This window comes from Bacillus sp. WP8 (assembly GCF_000800825.1).
Taxonomy (GTDB): Bacteria; Bacillota; Bacilli; order Bacillales; family Bacillaceae; genus Bacillus; species Bacillus safensis.
The window spans coordinates 1-18,756 of record NZ_CP010075.1 but is presented as its reverse complement, the minus strand read 5'-3'; the positions used below and the strand labels follow the sequence as shown (position 1 = coordinate 18,756).

Sequence of the window (18,756 nt, the reverse complement as noted above, 5' to 3'; positions counted from 1 at the left end):
TCATGTATAGAGAGCAGTTTTTTTTATTAGAACCAACCTTTTACTGTGTCAACGATTCCGCCCCAAATGCCAGCGAAGAATCCACCTACACCGCGCATTGCTAGGATGAACCAGTTTGCTTTTTCATCGCCTGTTTTCGTCACAAGCTCAACACCAGATTGGTCTTTATTTAAATAGCCGTAGTCCTTCTCATCACCAGAATAAGAAGTCGTCAGCATGCCAACCTTCGTTCCTTTTTTAATAGGAGCTTCTAGGTTCTTTTTCTCGATATTTACTTTTGCTTTATAGCTCTTTTCGTCACCATTTTTTACTGGCACAGAAAATGCTTCTTTCGTCACAACAGGTACTTCTTTATCTTTGCCTTTATCAACTGCGATGTTTTCATGTCCTTTGATTTGTTGACCTTTTTTGTACATTTCTTTCATCGTGAAGTTTTTAAACGCATAGTCGAACAGTTTTTTCGCCACGTCGAAACGTGCTGTATGAAGATTACCTTTTGCATTTAGGATGACGGCAATGACGCGCATGTCACCTTGTTTTGCCGTACCTGTGAAGCTAGAACCGGCTGAATCTGTTGATCCTGTTTTCAGACCGTCTACACCTTTATATTCCTTCACAAGTCCTTTAAGCATGAAGTTCCAGTTAGGCATGTCCATTTCATCGTCAGTGCCTTCTCTGAACTTCGTTTTCGCAATACTTGCTGTTTCAAGAATTTCTGGATGGTCTTTGATGAGATGCTGTGCAAGCAATGCCATATCTTTTGCCGATACTTCACTTTCTTCATCAGGACCTGTACCTTTTGGCTGTTGCCCATGTAAGTCTTTATTTTCAAGACCAGTTGCATTCACGAATTTGTAGTTTGTTAAACCAAGTTCTTTTGCTTTTGCGTTCATTTTTTCAACAAACTTCGATTCTGATCCAGCGATCACTTCTGCTAAACCGATCGCTGCTGCATTTGCCGAATAAATAGCCGTTGCTTGATAAAGTTCTTTTACTGTATACGAACCATCTTTTCTCAAAGGAACGTTAGATAAACTGCGGTCCTGAGAAATTTCGTATACATAATCATCTGGCGTATACTTTTGATCCCATTTCACTTTACCTTCAGCAATCGCCTCTAGTAATAGATACTCGGTCATCATTTTTGCCATACTTGCAATAGGCAGTCTTTGATCTGCGTTTTTACTATAAAGAATTTTACCTGTAGAAGCTTCAATAAGGATCGCTGCTTTCGCATTCACACTGAATGGATCTTCAGCAGCCTTTGCTTTGGACATTGGTGTAAATGCTGTAACAATCAATGCCAATGCAAGGATAGAGACCATAAGCTGTTTCAACATCTTGCTGTTCAATCGTCATACCTCCGTATTCATCTTTTTTCGACGTTTTTCATATATATGTAATCCACAAGGGCTTATTTCAACACAACAGTATAAATTTTATCACAATAAAGACAAAAAAAATAGACAGAGTCATAGACCCTGTCAAATGTAATTTGATTGTCACAATTTATCAAGAAATTGTGTAGTTTGGTGATTCTTTCGTAATTTGTACATCATGTGGATGACTCTCACGAAGTCCTGCACCTGTCATACGAATAAACTGTGCTTCTTCTCTAAGAGTGCGTAAATCCTGTGTTCCACAATAGCCCATACCAGAACGGATACCACCAACTAGTTGATACACTGTATCAACGACTGGCCCTTTGTATGGTGTACGACCTTCGATTCCTTCAGGAACGAATTTTTTATTATCTTCTTGGAAGTAACGATCTTTACTTCCTTTTTCCATTGCAGCAACAGAACCCATACCACGATAAACTTTGAAGCGTCTACCTTGGAAAATTTCTGTTTCTCCTGGGCTTTCAGATGTACCAGCTAGAAGGCTTCCCAGCATAACAGCATGTCCGCCAGATGCTAGTGCTTTCACGATATCACCTGAATATTTAATTCCACCATCTGCAATAATAGCTTTACCATGTTTTCTTGCTTCTGTTGCACAGTCATAGATCGCTGTGATTTGTGGTACACCAACACCTGCAACAACACGTGTTGTACAAATAGATCCTGGTCCGATACCGACTTTCACAATATCTGCTCCTGCTTCAAACAATGCTTTTGTTGCTTCAGCCGTTGCAACATTACCAGCAATGATGTTAAGAGAAGGATACGTTTCACGGATTTTCGATACAGTGTTTAGAACACCTTGAGAATGACCGTGTGCTGTATCAATGACAATAACATCCACATTGGCTTCGACTAATTTTTTCACACGTGTCATTGTATCGCCAGTGACACCAACAGCGGCACCAACAATTAAACGGCCATGTGCATCTTTAGAGGAGTTAGGGAATTCAATCACTTTTTCAATATCTTTGATTGTGATAAGACCTTTTAACGTTCCTTCGTCATCTAAAAGAGGTAATTTTTCAATCTTGTATTGCTGTAGGATTTTTTCAGCTTCTTCTAACGTTGTACCAACAGAAGCTGTCACAAGTTCCTCTTTTGTCATCACGTCGCTAATCTTCATTGAATAATCCGAAATAAAACGAAGGTCACGGTTCGTAATAATACCAACAAGCTTTTGGTCTTGTTCGTTGTTGACAATCGGCACACCTGAAATACGGTATTTACCCATTAAATGCTCTGCATCAAATACTTGATGCTCTGGTGTTAAGAAGAATGGATTTGTAATAACGCCGCGCTCTGAACGTTTTACTTTATCCACCTGTTCTGCTTGCTGTTCAATGGACATGTTCTTATGAATAATACCAAGACCACCTTGACGTGCCATTGCAATCGCCATTTGTGATTCCGTCACTGTATCCATTCCAGCACTGATAATTGGAATGTTTAGCTTTAATGTACTTGTTAGCTCCACTGATAAATCGACATCACGCGGAAGTACTTCAGACTTTGCTGGAACAAGCAAAACATCGTCAAACGTCAAACCTTCTTTTGAAAATTTACTTTCCCACATTAGTAAATCCCCCTCTTTTCGGCAAAATATTATATGTAGATTATCAACTAGCAAACAGCATGTCAAGGAAGCAACAAACAGTTGCAATTTTTAGAAAATATAAAGAGAGTTGAGGAAGAAGATGAAAAGTTCAGGATGGAAGGATTTAAAACGTTTTTACTCGCTAGAAACTTCCCAAAAGTTTCTATTTCAACAATATGAGAAACGGAACATTCCAGATGCAAATCAGCAAGCCTATAAAAACTGTGAACGATTTATTTACTTTCTAAAACATGGCCATACGTTTTATGAACAGGCTGCGAATGCACCTTTAGAACTTAAACCCATTTTATTGTTTTATGGAATGGCACAGCTATTAAAAGCATGTTTGCTGACAGTTGATCCCCATTATCCTTCTCAAACCTCTGTTTTAGCCCATGGCGTAACATCGAGAAAGAGAAAGAAACAGCATTACCGCTTTAGCGAAGATGAAGTGAAAATCCAAAGAAACGGGCTATGTATGCATGTGTTAAAGCATCTATTTCATTTAAAGGGTCTTGAAGATGAGCGATTTACAATGATCCATCTCCTGTCCAAAATACCTGAAATGAGTCATATTCTTGAGTTTCAAAAGCAGCCCGCGACATTAGTTAAAGTGGAAAAGGCGAATGGAATGATGATTCAAGATCATATTCCATTACTTTATAACATGTCTGCTGAACGCTTTATTGAATACTTTGAGTTCCATACAAGCTGGAAACTCAAACAGAGAGAGGCTAAGAAATTGACGTTTGATGTATTTCTTGAAGAAAACCCAGCACTCGCTACTCATCTTCATTATGATTTAGAAATGGATCAATGGTTTATACCGTCAACACGAGATGCTTTTCTAGGGATTCCTGAGATCATCAGCCATTACTTATTGATGTATAACCTTAGTATGATTGCCCGCTACGAAACAGAATGGTGGTACGAGCTGCTGTCTCAATACATTAGCGACGATTACGTCATGATTGAACGCTACATGGAGATTGCAGAAGAGAAGTTCCCAGCTTACATCATGATGCTGTTAGAAGAAAAAACAAAAAAGACCAGTTCCAAATGGAACTGATCCTGATAGAAGCTTGGCGGCGTCCTACTCTCACAGGGGGAAACCCCCAACTACCATCGGCGCTGAAGAGCTTAACTTCCGTGTTCGGTATGGGAACGGGTGTGACCTCTTCGCTATCGCCACCAAACCTGATGGAGAGAATGTTCTCTCAAAACTAGATAACAATGTTCATGTTTCACATTAGAATATAGGTTAAGTCCTCGATCTATTAGTATCTGTCAGCTCCACGTGTCACCACGCTTCCACCTCAGACCTATCAACCTGATCATCTTTCAGGGATCTTACTTCCTTGCGGAATGGGAAATCTCATCTTGAGGGGGGCTTCATGCTTAGATGCTTTCAGCACTTATCCCGTCCGCACATAGCTACCCAGCGATGCCCTTGGCAGAACAACTGGTACACCAGCGGTGCGTCCATCCCGGTCCTCTCGTACTAAGGACAGCTCCTCTCAAATTTCCTGCGCCCGCGACGGATAGGGACCGAACTGTCTCACGACGTTCTGAACCCAGCTCGCGTACCGCTTTAATGGGCGAACAGCCCAACCCTTGGGACCGACTACAGCCCCAGGATGCGATGAGCCGACATCGAGGTGCCAAACCTCCCCGTCGATGTGGACTCTTGGGGGAGATAAGCCTGTTATCCCCGGGGTAGCTTTTATCCGTTGAGCGATGGCCCTTCCATGCGGAACCACCGGATCACTAAGCCCGACTTTCGTCCCTGCTCGACTTGTAGGTCTCGCAGTCAAGCTCCCTTGTGCCTTTACACTCTGCGAATGATTTCCAACCATTCTGAGGGAACCTTTGGGCGCCTCCGTTACATTTTAGGAGGCGACCGCCCCAGTCAAACTGCCCACCTGACACTGTCTCCCTGCCCGATAAGGGCAGCGGGTTAGAAGGTCAATACAGCCAGGGTAGTATCCCACCGATGCCTCCACCGAAGCTAGCGCTCCGGTTTCCAAGGCTCCTACCTATCCTGTACAAGCTGTACCAACATTCAATATCAGGCTGCAGTAAAGCTCCACGGGGTCTTTCCGTCCTGTCGCGGGTAACCTGCATCTTCACAGGTACTATAATTTCACCGAGTCTCTCGTTGAGACAGTGCCCAGATCGTTGCGCCTTTCGTGCGGGTCGGAACTTACCCGACAAGGAATTTCGCTACCTTAGGACCGTTATAGTTACGGCCGCCGTTTACTGGGGCTTCAATTCGCACCTTCGCTTACGCTAAGCGCTCCTCTTAACCTTCCAGCACCGGGCAGGCGTCAGCCCCTATACTTCGCCTTACGGCTTCGCAGAGACCTGTGTTTTTGCTAAACAGTCGCCTGGGCCTATTCACTGCGGCTTCTCGGGGCTTTAACACCCTAAGAAGCACCCCTTCTCCCGAAGTTACGGGGTCATTTTGCCGAGTTCCTTAACGAGAGTTCTCTCGATCACCTTAGGATTCTCTCCTCGCCTACCTGTGTCGGTTTGCGGTACGGGCACCTCTCACCTCGCTAGAGGCTTTTCTTGGCAGTGTGGAATCAGGAACTTCGCTACTAAATTTCGCTCGCCATCACAGCTCAGCCTTTATGGGAAACGGATTTGCCTATTTCCCAGCCTAACTGCTTGGACGCGGATATCCAATACCGCGCTTACCCTATCCTCCTGCGTCCCCCCATTGCTCAAATGGTGAGGAGGTGGTACAGGAATATCAACCTGTTGTCCATCGCCTACGCCTTTCGGCCTCGGCTTAGGTCCCGACTAACCCTGAGCGGACGAGCCTTCCTCAGGAAACCTTAGGCATTCGGTGGACGGGATTCTCACCCGTCTTTCGCTACTCATACCGGCATTCTCACTTCTAAGCGCTCCACCAGTCCTTCCGGTCTGGCTTCACAGCCCTTAGAACGCTCTCCTACCACTGTTCGTAAGAACAGTCCGCAGCTTCGGTGATACGTTTAGCCCCGGTACATTTTCGGCGCAGAGTCACTCGACCAGTGAGCTATTACGCACTCTTTAAATGGTGGCTGCTTCTAAGCCAACATCCTGGTTGTCTAAGCAACTCCACATCCTTTTCCACTTAACGTATACTTTGGGACCTTAGCTGGCGGTCTGGGCTGTTTCCCTTTCGACTACGGATCTTATCACTCGCAGTCTGACTCCCAAGGATAAGTCATCGGCATTCGGAGTTTGACTGAATTCGGTAACCCGGTAGGGGCCCCTAGTCCAATCAGTGCTCTACCTCCGAGACTCTTACCTTGAGGCTAGCCCTAAAGCTATTTCGGAGAGAACCAGCTATCTCCAGGTTCGATTGGCATTTCACCCCTACCCACACCTCATCCCCGCACTTTTCAACGTGCGTGGGTTCGGGCCTCCATTCAGTGTTACCTGAACTTCACCCTGGACATGGGTAGATCACCTGGTTTCGGGTCTACGACCACGTACTCATGCGCCCTATTCAGACTCGCTTTCGCTGCGGCTCCGCATCTTCTGCTTAACCTTGCACGGGATCGTAACTCGCCGGTTCATTCTACAAAAGGCACGCCATCACCCGTTAACGGGCTCTGACTACTTGTAGGCACACGGTTTCAGGATCTATTTCACTCCCCTTCCGGGGTGCTTTTCACCTTTCCCTCACGGTACTGGTTCACTATCGGTCACTAGGGAGTATTTAGCCTTGGGAGATGGTCCTCCCGGATTCCGACGGAATTTCACGTGTTCCGCCGTACTCAGGATCCACTCTGGAGAGAACAACATTTCAGTTACAGGGCTGTTACCTTCTTTGGCGGGCCTTTCCAGACCTCTTCGCTTATATCGTTCCTTTGTAACTCCGTATAGAGTGTCCTACAACCCCAAGAGGCAAGCCTCTTGGTTTGGGCTGTTCCCGTTTCGCTCGCCGCTACTCAGGGAATCGCATTTGCTTTCTCTTCCTCCGGGTACTTAGATGTTTCAGTTCCCCGGGTATGCCTTCTCATACTCTATGTATTCAAGTATGGATACTACTCCATTACGAGCAGTGGGTTTCCCCATTCGGAAATCTCCGGATCAAAGCTTGCTTACAGCTCCCCGAAGCATATCGGTGTTCGTCCCGTCCTTCATCGGCTCCTAGTGCCAAGGCATCCACCGTGCGCCCTTTCTAACTTAACCATTTCTTACTTTAGAAAGAATCACTATGTGTGATGAACTTTGCATTGCATTCAATGTGAATGTATTACTTATTGTTATCTAGTTTTCAAAGAACACGTTGGTGGAGCCTAGCGGGATCGAACCGCTGACCTCCTGCGTGCAAGGCAGGCGCTCTCCCAGCTGAGCTAAGGCCCCGATTTAATAGAAGATGGTGGGCCTGAGTGGACTCGAACCACCGACCTCACGCTTATCAGGCGTGCGCTCTAACCAGCTGAGCTACAGGCCCATCTTTCATATCGAAGATATGATGTTGTAGGATCTTTTGCAAGTTCCTTCAAAACTAAACAAGACGAAAACGCACGCTGCTCCATATATCCTTAGAAAGGAGGTGATCCAGCCGCACCTTCCGATACGGCTACCTTGTTACGACTTCACCCCAATCATCTGCCCCACCTTCGGCGGCTGGCTCCATAAAGGTTACCTCACCGACTTCGGGTGTTGCAAACTCTCGTGGTGTGACGGGCGGTGTGTACAAGGCCCGGGAACGTATTCACCGCGGCATGCTGATCCGCGATTACTAGCGATTCCAGCTTCACGCAGTCGAGTTGCAGACTGCGATCCGAACTGAGAACAGATTTATGGGATTGGCTAAACCTTGCGGTCTTGCAGCCCTTTGTTCTGTCCATTGTAGCACGTGTGTAGCCCAGGTCATAAGGGGCATGATGATTTGACGTCATCCCCACCTTCCTCCGGTTTGTCACCGGCAGTCACCTTAGAGTGCCCAACTAAATGCTGGCAACTAAGATCAAGGGTTGCGCTCGTTGCGGGACTTAACCCAACATCTCACGACACGAGCTGACGACAACCATGCACCACCTGTCACTCTGTCCCCGAAGGGAAAGCCCTATCTCTAGGGTTGTCAGAGGATGTCAAGACCTGGTAAGGTTCTTCGCGTTGCTTCGAATTAAACCACATGCTCCACCGCTTGTGCGGGCCCCCGTCAATTCCTTTGAGTTTCAGTCTTGCGACCGTACTCCCCAGGCGGAGTGCTTAATGCGTTAGCTGCAGCACTAAGGGGCGGAAACCCCCTAACACTTAGCACTCATCGTTTACGGCGTGGACTACCAGGGTATCTAATCCTGTTCGCTCCCCACGCTTTCGCTCCTCAGCGTCAGTTACAGACCAGAGAGTCGCCTTCGCCACTGGTGTTCCTCCACATCTCTACGCATTTCACCGCTACACGTGGAATTCCACTCTCCTCTTCTGCACTCAAGTTTCCCAGTTTCCAATGACCCTCCCCGGTTGAGCCGGGGGCTTTCACATCAGACTTAAGAAACCGCCTGCGAGCCCTTTACGCCCAATAATTCCGGACAACGCTTGCCACCTACGTATTACCGCGGCTGCTGGCACGTAGTTAGCCGTGGCTTTCTGGTTAGGTACCGTCAAGGTGCGAGCAGTTACTCTCGCACTTGTTCTTCCCTAACAACAGAGCTTTACGATCCGAAAACCTTCATCACTCACGCGGCGTTGCTCCGTCAGACTTTCGTCCATTGCGGAAGATTCCCTACTGCTGCCTCCCGTAGGAGTCTGGGCCGTGTCTCAGTCCCAGTGTGGCCGATCACCCTCTCAGGTCGGCTACGCATCGTCGCCTTGGTGAGCCATTACCCCACCAACTAGCTAATGCGCCGCGGGTCCATCTGTAAGTGACAGCCGAAACCGTCTTTCATCCTTGAACCATGCGGTTCAAGGAACTATCCGGTATTAGCTCCGGTTTCCCGGAGTTATCCCAGTCTTACAGGCAGGTTACCCACGTGTTACTCACCCGTCCGCCGCTAACATCCGGGAGCAAGCTCCCTTCTGTCCGCTCGACTTGCATGTATTAGGCACGCCGCCAGCGTTCGTCCTGAGCCAGGATCAAACTCTCCGAAAAAGTACAAAACCGAAGTTTTGTTTTTCGTCAGCGTTTGACTGACTACCTATGAAGTATCATAGGATTTTTTTATAAAAACTCGAATTAACAGGTACGTTTTGTCTTGTTTAGTTTTCAAAGAACTTGTGTGTCACTCTCTCAAAGCGACCACTTAAATATATCATATATCTCTATCAACAGTCAACATTTTTCTTAAAAAACATTTTATTTTTTTAAGAAGTTTCCACTGTAGAAGAGATAAAAAATAGAGCCTCTTTTTGCTCCTTTGAAAGATTAACACATATCTATGAAAAAAGCATTATAAATTTCAAAAAAACTCATGTTTTTTTAGAAAAAAATAAAGCCGGTGAAGAACCGGCTTTATTTTTACTCAGATTGCTCTTGATCTGACTCTATAGTTTCTACGTTTTCTTCACTATTCTCTTCATCATCTTCTTGTGATTGTTCAACTAATGCCACTGTAGCGACATGTTCATCATCACCAAGACGAATCAGGCGGACACCTTGAGTGACTCGACCTGTTGTTGAAATGTCTGAAACGGCCATACGAATGATCACGCCGCTTCCTGTAATAATCATCAAGTCCTCTTCAGCTTCAGCATTTGTTGCCTTCACTGCGACAAGCGGACCATTGTTATCAGTGATTTTACATGTTTTAAGACCTTTACCGCCCCGGCTTTGAACACGGTATTCTTTTTCAGGTGTTAACTTACCATATCCTTTTTCGGTTACGATCAATACGTTTGCATCTGGCTCAAGGATTTCCATCCCAACGACGATGTCATCCTCTGAAAGCGTAATTCCTTTCACGCCAGCCGCCGTACGTCCCATTTCACGAACGTCTGTCTCGTCAAAACGAATCAGCATACCTTTTTTCGTACCAATGATGATTTGTTTTTCTCCATTGGTTAAACGGACAGCCATCAGTTCATCTTCGTCACGAAGACTTAATGCGATAAGTCCATTGTTTCGAATGTTGGCAAACTGAGATAATGATGTTCGTTTTGATACGCCGTGTCTTGTTGTAAAGAAGAGATACGAATCTTCATCAAATTCGCTTACTGGAATAATGGCATTAATCCACTCTCCCTTTTCTACTTCAAGCAGGTTAATAATCGGAATCCCTTTCGCCGTTCGTCCGAATTCAGGAATTTCATATCCCTTCGCACGATAGACCTTCCCTTTATTAGAGAAGAAGAGGATCGTATCATGGGTAGATGTTGAAATCAGCTGTTCTACGAAATCATCCTCATTGGTTCCCATGCCCTGAACACCTTTACCGCCTCTTTTTTGGCTGCGGTATGTTGATGCAGGCAGACGCTTGATATAACCATTATGAGTCAGCGTAATCACAATATTCTCAACAGGGATCAAATCTTCGTCTTCAATTGTTTCAATACCTGCCGTCACAATTTCAGTACGGCGCGTATCATTGAAACGTTCTTTGATTTCTGTTAATTCTTCTCTAATGATTTCAAGAACTTTCTCATTGTCTGCTAAAATGGCTTTCAACTCAGCAATCAAATCAACAAGTCCTTTGTATTCTTCTTCTATCTTTTCTCTTTCCAAACCAGTTAAGCGCTGAAGACGCATATCAAGAATGGCCTGTGCTTGTTTTTCGGACAAGCTATAGTTCTCCATTAAGCCATTTCTCGCAATTTCAGCAGTTTGAGAGCTTCTAATTAATGCAATGACTTCATCTAAATGGTCAAGAGCGATTCTTAAACCTTCTAGAATATGAGCTCTTGCTTCAGCTTTACGAAGTTCATATGCTGTTCTTCTGCGAATGATCACTTTTTGATGCTCTAGATAATATTCAAGACATTGTTTGAGGGACAAGACTTTCGGCTGTCCATCAACTAGTGCCAATAAGTTGATCCCAAATGACGTTTGGAGTGTCGTTTGTTTATAAAGATTGTTTAATAGAACGTGGGCGTTCGCGTCTCTTCGCAGTTCAATTACAATCCGCATTCCATTACGATCAGACTCGTCACGCAGATCTGTAATGCCATCAATCTTTTTATCGCGCACAAGATCAGCGATTTTTTCGATCAAACGGGCTTTGTTGACCTGATATGGAATTTCATTGATGACAATCCGCTGCTTACCGCTGGATGTTTCTTCGATAATAGAATTTGCACGTAATGTAATAGAGCCCCGGCCTGTTTCATATGCTTTGCGAATTCCGCTTCGGCCTATGATTTGTCCCGCGGTTGGGAAATCTGGCCCTGGAATGATCTCCATTAGTTCCTGTGTTGTCATTTCTGGGTTTTGACTAATCGCAAGTACCCCATCAATCACTTCACCTAGCTGGTGAGGGGGAATGTTGGTGGCCATTCCTACAGCGATACCTGTTGCCCCGTTGACTAATAAGTTCGGGAATCGAGCAGGCATAACGATTGGTTCTCTTTCACTGCCATCGTAGTTATCTTGATAATCAATCGTATCCTTGGTGATATCACGCAGGATTTCCATTGAAATTTTAGATAGACGCGCCTCAGTATAACGCATTGCCGCTGCACCGTCTCCATCGACAGAACCAAAGTTTCCATGACCTTCAACCAGCATATTACGATAGTTGAAATCTTGCGCCATCCGAACCATCGCTTCGTATACAGCGCTGTCACCGTGAGGGTGGTACTTACCGATAACTTCCCCAACGATACGTGCAGATTTCTTAAATGGTTTATCACTTGTCATACCTAGGTCATTCATCGCATACAAAATTCTTCGATGCACGGGCTTCAATCCATCTCGCACATCTGGTAATGCACGCGAAACAATAACACTCATTGCATAATCTAAAAAGGACGTACGCATTTCTTGACTAATATTTACTTCGCGTACATTTGGTGTATGTTGTTCACTCACTATAAGAACCTCCCTTTACGTATCACATGAAATAAATTATGTGGGAGTAAAATATGTATTTATCTTCACAAGACTATTCTCCATTATATCAATAATCTCGGCTTTATACACATTTATTTACTAGAAAATCAACGAAAACACGGAAAACCAGGACATTCGTTACACGCCCCTATTTCTTGAAAAACAACCTTATTCCAAACAAGAAATAAGGTTGTTCTCAGGAGGGATCTATCTAAATATCAAGGTTTTTCACGTATTGTGCATTTTCTTCGATAAAGTTTCGTCTCGGCTCTACTTTATCTCCCATCAGCATTTCAAATGTCTCATCAGCATCGATCGCATCCTCAAGTGTGACTTGAAGAAGTGTTCTCGCATCAGGGTCCATTGTTGTTTCCCAAAGCTGAGCAGCATTCATTTCTCCAAGACCTTTATAACGCTGAAGTCCAGGCTTTGGTGTTTGAGGAAGTGATTTTAACAGCTCATCCAGCTGTTTATCGTTATACACGTACTCCACACGTTTTCCTTGCTGCACTTTATATAAAGGCGGCTGCGCAATATACACATAACCGTTTTCAATAATTTCACGCATGTAGCGATAGAAGAATGTTAAGAGCAGCGTTCGAATATGTGCACCATCCACATCGGCATCTGTCATGATCACAATTTTGTGATAGCGTGCTTTCTCTAAAGTAAAGTCTTCTCCGATTCCAGTTCCTAACGCTGTAATCATTGAACGAACCTCGTTGTTCGATAAAATTTTATCTAAACGAGCTTTTTCTACGTTTAGGATTTTCCCTCTTAACGGTAAAATCGCTTGGAAGTGACGATCACGGCCTTGTTTAGCAGACCCGCCCGCAGAATCTCCCTCTACAATATAGAGTTCAGAGATGGAAGGATCTTTAGAAGAACAGTCTGCCAGTTTCCCAGGTAAGCTGGAGACTTCCAGCGCACTTTTACGTCTTGTCAGCTCACGAGCCTTTTTGGCCGCCATTCTTGCACGAGCCGCCATCAGTCCCTTTTCCACAATTTTCTTCGCAGAATCAGGATTTTCAAGCAAGAATTTCTCAAGTGCTTCAGAGAAAAGGGAGTCAGTGATGGTTCTCGCTTCTGAGTTCCCAAGCTTTGTCTTCGTTTGTCCTTCGAATTGAGGGTCTGGATGTTTGATGGAGATAATGGCTGTTAAGCCTTCTCGCACATCTTCACCGCTCAAATTCGCATCCCCATCTTTGAATACGCCATTTTTACGAGCATAATCATTGATGACACGCGTTAGACCGGTTTTAAAGCCAGCTTCGTGTGTTCCGCCTTCATACGTATTGATATTGTTGGCGAAGGAATAGATATTGCTTGTATAGGAATCGTTGTATTGTAATGCCACTTCAACCGTGATTCCGTCTTTCTCACCTTCGATATAAACAGGTTCTTCGTGAACAACTTCTTTTGAGCGGTTTAAATGTTCTACATAACTCTTAATACCGCCTTCGTAGCAGTATTCATTTCTCCGCTCTTTGCCTTCACGCAAGTCTTCAATGATGATGTTTACACCTTTTGTTAAGAAAGCTAACTCACGTACACGGTTGGCAAGTGTATCATAATCAAATTCAATGGTTTCATTGAAAATTTCTGGGTCTGGCACAAAGTGAGTGGTTGTCCCGGTTACATCTGTTTCACCAATAACCTCTAAATCTCCCACTGGAACGCCGCGTTTGAACTGCTGATAATGAATTTTTCCGTCACGGTATACAGTCACGTCTAAGGTAGTAGATAATGCATTTACAACAGATGCCCCTACACCATGCAGACCGCCTGATACTTTATAACCGCTGCCGTCGAATTTACCACCAGCGTGAAGAACAGTCATAATGACCTCTACGGCAGGACGCCCCATTTTCTCATGAATCCCAACAGGAATCCCGCGGCCATTATCTTTTACTGTAATGCTGTTATCTTTTTCAATTTGCACTGTAATGTCTGTACAATAACCAGCTAATGCCTCATCAATACTGTTGTCGACAATTTCCCATACAAGATGGTGAAGTCCTTTTGCATTGGTTGACCCAATGTACATTCCTGGACGTTTTCTAACAGCTTCTAGTCCTTCAAGCACCTGTATCTGATTTTCATCATAACTATTATGTTGCTGTTCCATTGCCACGTACATTCACCTACACTTTTCTTAAACGATATATTTATATGAATTGAGCTTTTAGACTTCAATTTCAATCACAAACGAAGCACGTTTTTTGAGCGTGCTTGAGGAAAGAGGAGAGTAATAAACAGATTCAGTTGTGACGACAATGGATTTGGGTGTCCCTTGGGATAACGAAATGATCTGTTTCTCTTGTTTTTGTAGAAACTCTTCTACAACAGAAGACGACCTCATTTTGTAATCAACAATTGCGACAATCTCTCGTGTAGAAACAACACAATCATCACCTAAATGAATATACAAGACTCACACCTCATTTATCAGTCAATTACTTTTCCACTGGCTACTCTGAAAATTTCCGCTTCTTTCAGGGTAGCGTGATCGATACCTTCAACACTTGTTGTGGTGACGAAGGTCTGGACACGTCCCTGAATGGTATGGAGCAAATGAGACTGTCTGTAATCATCAAGTTCAGATAACACATCATCAAGTAGAAGAATAGGATATTCTCCGATTTCTTCATGTATCAGATCAATTTCTGCCAGCTTTAGTGAAAGAGCTGTTGTTCTTTGCTGCCCTTGAGAGCCATATGTCTGAACATCCCGACCATTTACAAAGAAAAGCAGGTCATCTCTGTGAGGTCCCCACAGTGTCACCCCTCGGTCTATTTCTCTCTCTCTTAGTTTCTGAAACGATTCTTCATAGCTATTCTTTATTTTCGACAAGTCTGACGCTTCTGATACCTCTATTGCCGTCTGGTATTGGAGCGTGAGTGTTTCTAGCTCTCTAGAAATCCCAAAATGCAGCGGCTGCGCCCATTTTTCGAGCTGTTTCGTAAAAGTCAGTCGTCTTTTGACAACTTTCGCTGCCGCATCAATCAACTGCTCTGTTAAAATCTCCAGCATCGCTTGATCCGTTTGCTTTCTTGTCTGCAATTGTTTCAAGTAATGATTACGCTGAGAGAGGATTTTTTGATAGAGCGATAAATCATGCAAGTAGACAGCAGAAACTTGTCCAATCTCCATGTCGAGGAATCTTCTGCGGATTTGCGGGCTGCCCTTCACAAGACTTAAGTCCTCTGGCGCAAACATGATGGTGTTTAACGCACCAACATAATGACTGAGCTTCTGTTGTTCAATGTGATTGACCTTACCCTTTTTCCCTTTTTTTGAGATCACGAGCTGCATTGGGAGTGGACCATTTTTTTTAATGACTCTACCTTCTATTTTAGCATAGTCTTGGTCCCATCGGATAAGTTCTTTATCATTTGACGTACGATGAGACTTTGCCATCGACAATACATAGATCGCTTCCATCAAGTTCGTTTTACCTTGGGCATTCTCACCGATCATGACATTCACCTTATTGTCGAATTGAAGCTCGGTGTGTTCATAATTTCGGTATGAAGTTAACGCCAGACTTTGAATGTACATGTATTGTCACCCGTTTCTAATTCACAACTTGAAATGTGCCGTAACCTTCAATCTCGACAACATCTCCTGGGTATAGTTTGCGTCCCCGTCTATTATCTGGCTCTTGATTAATGAACACCTCATGTTCACTTAAAAACCATTTCGCCATTCCGCCAGATTGGATGACTTCGGCTAATTTCAAAAACTGCCCTAATGTAATCATTTCTGTTTCAATGGTTATAAGATTAGGCATTGTATCGACCTCTTTCAATATCACTAATATCTAATTGTACTAAAAAACAAGACAAGAAGGAAAGGGGGAAAGCGAACTGGGATGAAAGAAAGCATGGAAAACGAGAAGAAAAGCTGCTGTGCACTCACACAGCAGCCATTTTAGATTGAATTAATACGTTCTTACCGGAAGAATCAATTGCAGGATAGAATCATCATTCGGCGTACGCAGCAGGAACGGTCTCATTGCACCAGTGAAGCTTACATGAATATCGGTTCCCTCTAATACTTTTAACGCATCCAGCATATATTTTGGACTGAAGGAGATTTTAAGATCTTCCCCTTTAATATCATCTGCTTGAACCGTCTCCACCACTTTACCGATCTCAGGTGAATTAGAAGAGATTTCAAGGCTTTGTTCAGGATCAGCCGACAGTTTCACGACATTATTACGTCCTTCTCTTGCCAAAAGTGATGCACGATCAATAGCTTGAAGGAACTCTTTCGTGTTGACCACGACATCCGTTTTACTTTCTTGCGGGATCAGACGAGCTGTATCTGGATAATTACCATCCAGCAATCTTGAGAAGAACAAGACGTTTTGTGCTTTAAAAAGAACTTGTGTTTCTGTAATGACGATGCTCACAAGATCTTGTCCATCATCAAGAATTTTACTTAGCTCTGTTAAACTCTTCCCTGGAATGACGACATTATACGAACTTTCCTCGTTAATATCTAACTTCGCTTTTCTTAAAGCAAGACGGTGGCTATCCGTCGCCGTGCATATTAATTCACCTTTTTCAACTTTCCAGTTTACACCTGTCAAGATAGGTCGTGTTTCTGAGGTGGACACTGCAAAAACAGTTTGACGAATCAAGTTTTTAAGCAGATCTGTCGGAATTTGAAATGCATGATGCTCTTCAATTTGTGGAAGATGCGGATATTCTTCAGCATCTAAGCCGTTTAAGTTAAATTCTGCTGAGCCAGAGCGGATGATGGTCAGGTGATTTTGTTCTACTTCAATTTCGACAGTAGCCATAGGCAGTTTCTTTACAATTTCACTAAAGAAGCGGGCTTGAAGCACAATACTTCCCGGACGATCAATGGTGATAACCTCTAAATCTCCATCTCTTTGAGGAATGAAAGATTCAATTGAGATATCAGAATCGCTTCCTGTTAGAGAAACCCCTTCATCAGACGCAACAATTTTAATCCCTGTCAAAATAGGAATCGTTGTTCTAGAGGATACGGCCTTTAATACATCTTGGACACTTTGGACAAGACGATCTTTTTGAATCGTGAATTTCATAGTGGTCCTCCTAAATTTTCTTAATGACATGTATATATATTTTATTAATAAAAATCGTAGAAGTAATAGTAGGGCTTGTGAATATGTGGATAAGTCGAGAAAAAGAAAGGAAAGACAGCCTATCCACATGTGGACAGACTGTGTATGACTATGCTCTAGTTATTCACATTTTCCCGTACTCATTATATCAGCTTGGTTATTTTAATTGTTCTTTGATCTCTTTGACATGCTGCTGAAGCTGTTCATCTTCAACGATTAATTTCGAAATCTTCTCATGAGCATGAATGACAGTCGTATGATCACGACCGCCAAATTCTTCTCCGATTTTAGGCAGAGAGGAATCGGTCATTTCTCTAGAGAGGTACATGGCAATTTGTCTTGGATAAGCAACTGACTTCGTACGTTTCTTCGCTTTGAAATCCTCTAATCGAATATTAAATTGCTGCCCTACGATTCTTTGAATATCTTTAATTGTAATGACCTTTGGCTTCGATGAAGGAATGATGTCCTTTAGTGCCTCAGCCGCTAGATCTGCGTTAATGTCTTTATTAATTAAAGATGAGTAAGCAACGACACGAATTAAAGCACCCTCCAGCTCACGAATATTGCTGTCGATTTGATTGGCAATATAAAGCATGACTTCATTTGGAATATCTAAGCCTTCTGCTTTTGCTTTTTTGCGCAGAATTGCGATACGTGTTTCTAGATCTGGCGGGGTAATGTCTGTAATTAAGCCCCATTCAAATCGAGAGCGCAATCTGTCTTCAAGTGTCGGAATTTCTTTCGGAGGCCGATCACTAGAAATGACGATTTGCTTACTTTCTTCGTGAAGTGTGTTGAATGTATGGAAAAACTCTTCTTGAGTTTGTTCTTTTCCTGCTAAAAATTGAATATCATCTATCAAAAGCACGTCTACATTCCGATAACGGTTACGGAAGTCGACAGCTTTGTTATCTCGGATTGAGTTGATAAATTCATTAGTAAATTTTTCAGATGATAGATAGACCACTTTGGCTGATGGATTATGGTCGATTACATAATGACCAATCGCATGCATCAAGTGAGTCTTTCCTAAACCAACGCCCCCATAAATAAAAAGCGGGTTATATGCTTTTGCTGGTGCTTCCGCGACTGCAAGTGAAGCGGCATGAGCAAAACGGTTGCCTGAACCAATAACAAAAGTATCAAATGTATATTTTGGATTCAGCATATTTTGTGGAATGTCAACAGGCTCTTCTTTAGACATTTTTTTGATTGGAGACTTTGGCATGGCTTCCTCTTCGTCCTGATTTTGAGGAATAATAAATTTAATGCTGAGCTCTTCACCTGTTAGTTCATAGATGGTATCAGCAATTAAGTGAAGATATCTTGACTCGAGCCAATCTCTAGCAAATTCATTTGGTGCCGTAATTGTAAGCGTATCTCCCTGAAGAGAATGGGCTTTTGTCGATTTCATCCATGTCTCAAAACTGGGTTTGCTCAATTTTGTCTCTATTTTTTGAAGTGCTTTATTCCACAGATCCAAAATATTTTCCATAAGGCCTCTCCCCCCTCCTTTTCTTTATTAAAATGACCAGTATCAAACTGTTATAGAACACGAAAAAGACCAAATGGTCATCACCATTCGTGCACATACATTGTTGAAAACAATTAATATAGTAGAAAAACGTCTTTTCGACAAATTACA

The 18,756-nt window shown here is 43.4% G+C and carries 10 protein-coding genes, 2 tRNA genes and 3 rRNA genes; 1 reads left to right on the top strand and 14 read right to left on the bottom strand.

The window, feature by feature from the left end; translation table 11 throughout:
- Window positions 1–26: 26 nt before the first annotated feature.
- The gene (locus tag QR42_RS00075) at window positions 27–1,352 is read right to left on the bottom strand and encodes a D-alanyl-D-alanine carboxypeptidase family protein (RefSeq protein WP_039175836.1); all 1,326 of its coding nucleotides are present in this window, start codon (window positions 1,350–1,352) and stop codon (window positions 27–29) included.
- Between the two features lie 160 nt (window positions 1,353–1,512).
- Window positions 1,513–2,979, bottom strand: a complete 1,467-nt coding sequence (guaB, locus tag QR42_RS00070) for an IMP dehydrogenase (protein ID WP_024426749.1) — start codon at window positions 2,977–2,979, stop codon at window positions 1,513–1,515.
- A gap of 121 nt (window positions 2,980–3,100) precedes the next feature.
- Here guaB and QR42_RS00065 point away from each other — a divergent pair, with 121 nt between their 5' ends.
- Window positions 3,101–4,069 (top strand): YaaC family protein, encoded by a 969-nt coding sequence (locus QR42_RS00065; protein WP_039175832.1) that lies wholly within the window; start codon window positions 3,101–3,103, stop codon window positions 4,067–4,069.
- A gap of 11 nt (window positions 4,070–4,080) precedes the next feature.
- Here the strand turns inward: QR42_RS00065 and rrf are convergent.
- From rrf to dnaA, 12 genes are all read right to left on the bottom strand, one after another.
- Window positions 4,081–4,196 (bottom strand): 5S ribosomal RNA (rrf, locus tag QR42_RS00060).
- A gap of 61 nt (window positions 4,197–4,257) precedes the next feature.
- Window positions 4,258–7,188, bottom strand: a 23S ribosomal RNA gene (locus QR42_RS00055).
- Between the two features lie 98 nt (window positions 7,189–7,286).
- A tRNA-Ala gene (locus QR42_RS00050) sits at window positions 7,287–7,362 on the bottom strand.
- Window positions 7,363–7,376: 14 nt separating this feature from the next.
- Window positions 7,377–7,453 (bottom strand) — tRNA-Ile (locus QR42_RS00045).
- Between the two features lie 95 nt (window positions 7,454–7,548).
- Window positions 7,549–9,097: ribosomal RNA gene (locus tag QR42_RS00040) — 16S ribosomal RNA — on the bottom strand.
- Together the 16S, 23S and 5S rRNA genes with 2 tRNA genes alongside form the textbook arrangement of a ribosomal RNA operon.
- A gap of 366 nt (window positions 9,098–9,463) precedes the next feature.
- Window positions 9,464–11,968: a DNA gyrase subunit A gene (gene gyrA / locus QR42_RS00035; RefSeq protein ID WP_039175829.1), complete on the bottom strand. Its 2,505-nt coding sequence runs from the start codon at window positions 11,966–11,968 to the stop codon at window positions 9,464–9,466.
- Window positions 11,969–12,200: 232 nt separating this feature from the next.
- Entirely contained in the window at window positions 12,201–14,117 is a 1,917-nt protein-coding gene (gene gyrB / locus QR42_RS00030; RefSeq protein ID WP_039182941.1) for a DNA topoisomerase (ATP-hydrolyzing) subunit B, read from the bottom strand.
- 57 nt (window positions 14,118–14,174) lie between these two features.
- Window positions 14,175–14,420 carry an extracellular matrix regulator RemB gene (gene remB / locus QR42_RS00025; protein ID WP_039175827.1) on the bottom strand — a complete coding sequence of 82 codons (246 nt, stop codon included), beginning with the start codon at window positions 14,418–14,420 and terminating at the stop codon, window positions 14,175–14,177.
- Between the two features lie 17 nt (window positions 14,421–14,437).
- A complete protein-coding gene (gene recF / locus QR42_RS00020) occupies window positions 14,438–15,550 on the bottom strand; it encodes a DNA replication/repair protein RecF (protein WP_024424075.1) in 1,113 nt (370 codons plus the stop codon).
- Window positions 15,551–15,566: 16 nt separating this feature from the next.
- Window positions 15,567–15,782: a S4 domain-containing protein YaaA gene (gene yaaA / locus QR42_RS00015; RefSeq protein WP_008360916.1), complete on the bottom strand. Its 216-nt coding sequence runs from the start codon at window positions 15,780–15,782 to the stop codon at window positions 15,567–15,569.
- Window positions 15,783–15,932: 150 nt separating this feature from the next.
- The gene (gene dnaN, locus QR42_RS00010) at window positions 15,933–17,069 is read right to left on the bottom strand and encodes a DNA polymerase III subunit beta (protein ID WP_039175825.1); all 1,137 of its coding nucleotides are present in this window, start codon (window positions 17,067–17,069) and stop codon (window positions 15,933–15,935) included.
- Between the two features lie 196 nt (window positions 17,070–17,265).
- Window positions 17,266–18,606 carry a chromosomal replication initiator protein DnaA gene (gene dnaA, locus QR42_RS00005; RefSeq protein WP_024424073.1) on the bottom strand — a complete coding sequence of 447 codons (1,341 nt, stop codon included), beginning with the start codon at window positions 18,604–18,606 and terminating at the stop codon, window positions 17,266–17,268.
- Window positions 18,607–18,756 lie beyond the last annotated feature (150 nt).

Bases quoted from the DNA above. Each gene is read 5' to 3' on its own strand.
- dnaN (WP_039175825.1), bottom strand. From the start codon at position 17,069: ATGAAATTCACGATTCAAAAAGATCGTCTTGTCCAAAGTGTCCAAGAT.
- dnaA (WP_024424073.1), bottom strand. From the start codon at position 18,606: ATGGAAAATATTTTGGATCTGTGGAATAAAGCACTTCAAAAAATAGAG.
- gyrB (WP_039182941.1), bottom strand. From the start codon at position 14,117: ATGGAACAGCAACATAATAGTTATGATGAAAATCAGATACAGGTGCTT.
- recF (WP_024424075.1), bottom strand. From the start codon at position 15,550: ATGTACATTCAAAGTCTGGCGTTAACTTCATACCGAAATTATGAACAC.
- yaaA (WP_008360916.1), bottom strand. From the start codon at position 15,782: ATGCCTAATCTTATAACCATTGAAACAGAAATGATTACATTAGGGCAG.
- guaB (WP_024426749.1), bottom strand. From the start codon at position 2,979: ATGTGGGAAAGTAAATTTTCAAAAGAAGGTTTGACGTTTGACGATGTT.
- QR42_RS00065 (WP_039175832.1), top strand. From the start codon at position 3,101: ATGAAAAGTTCAGGATGGAAGGATTTAAAACGTTTTTACTCGCTAGAA.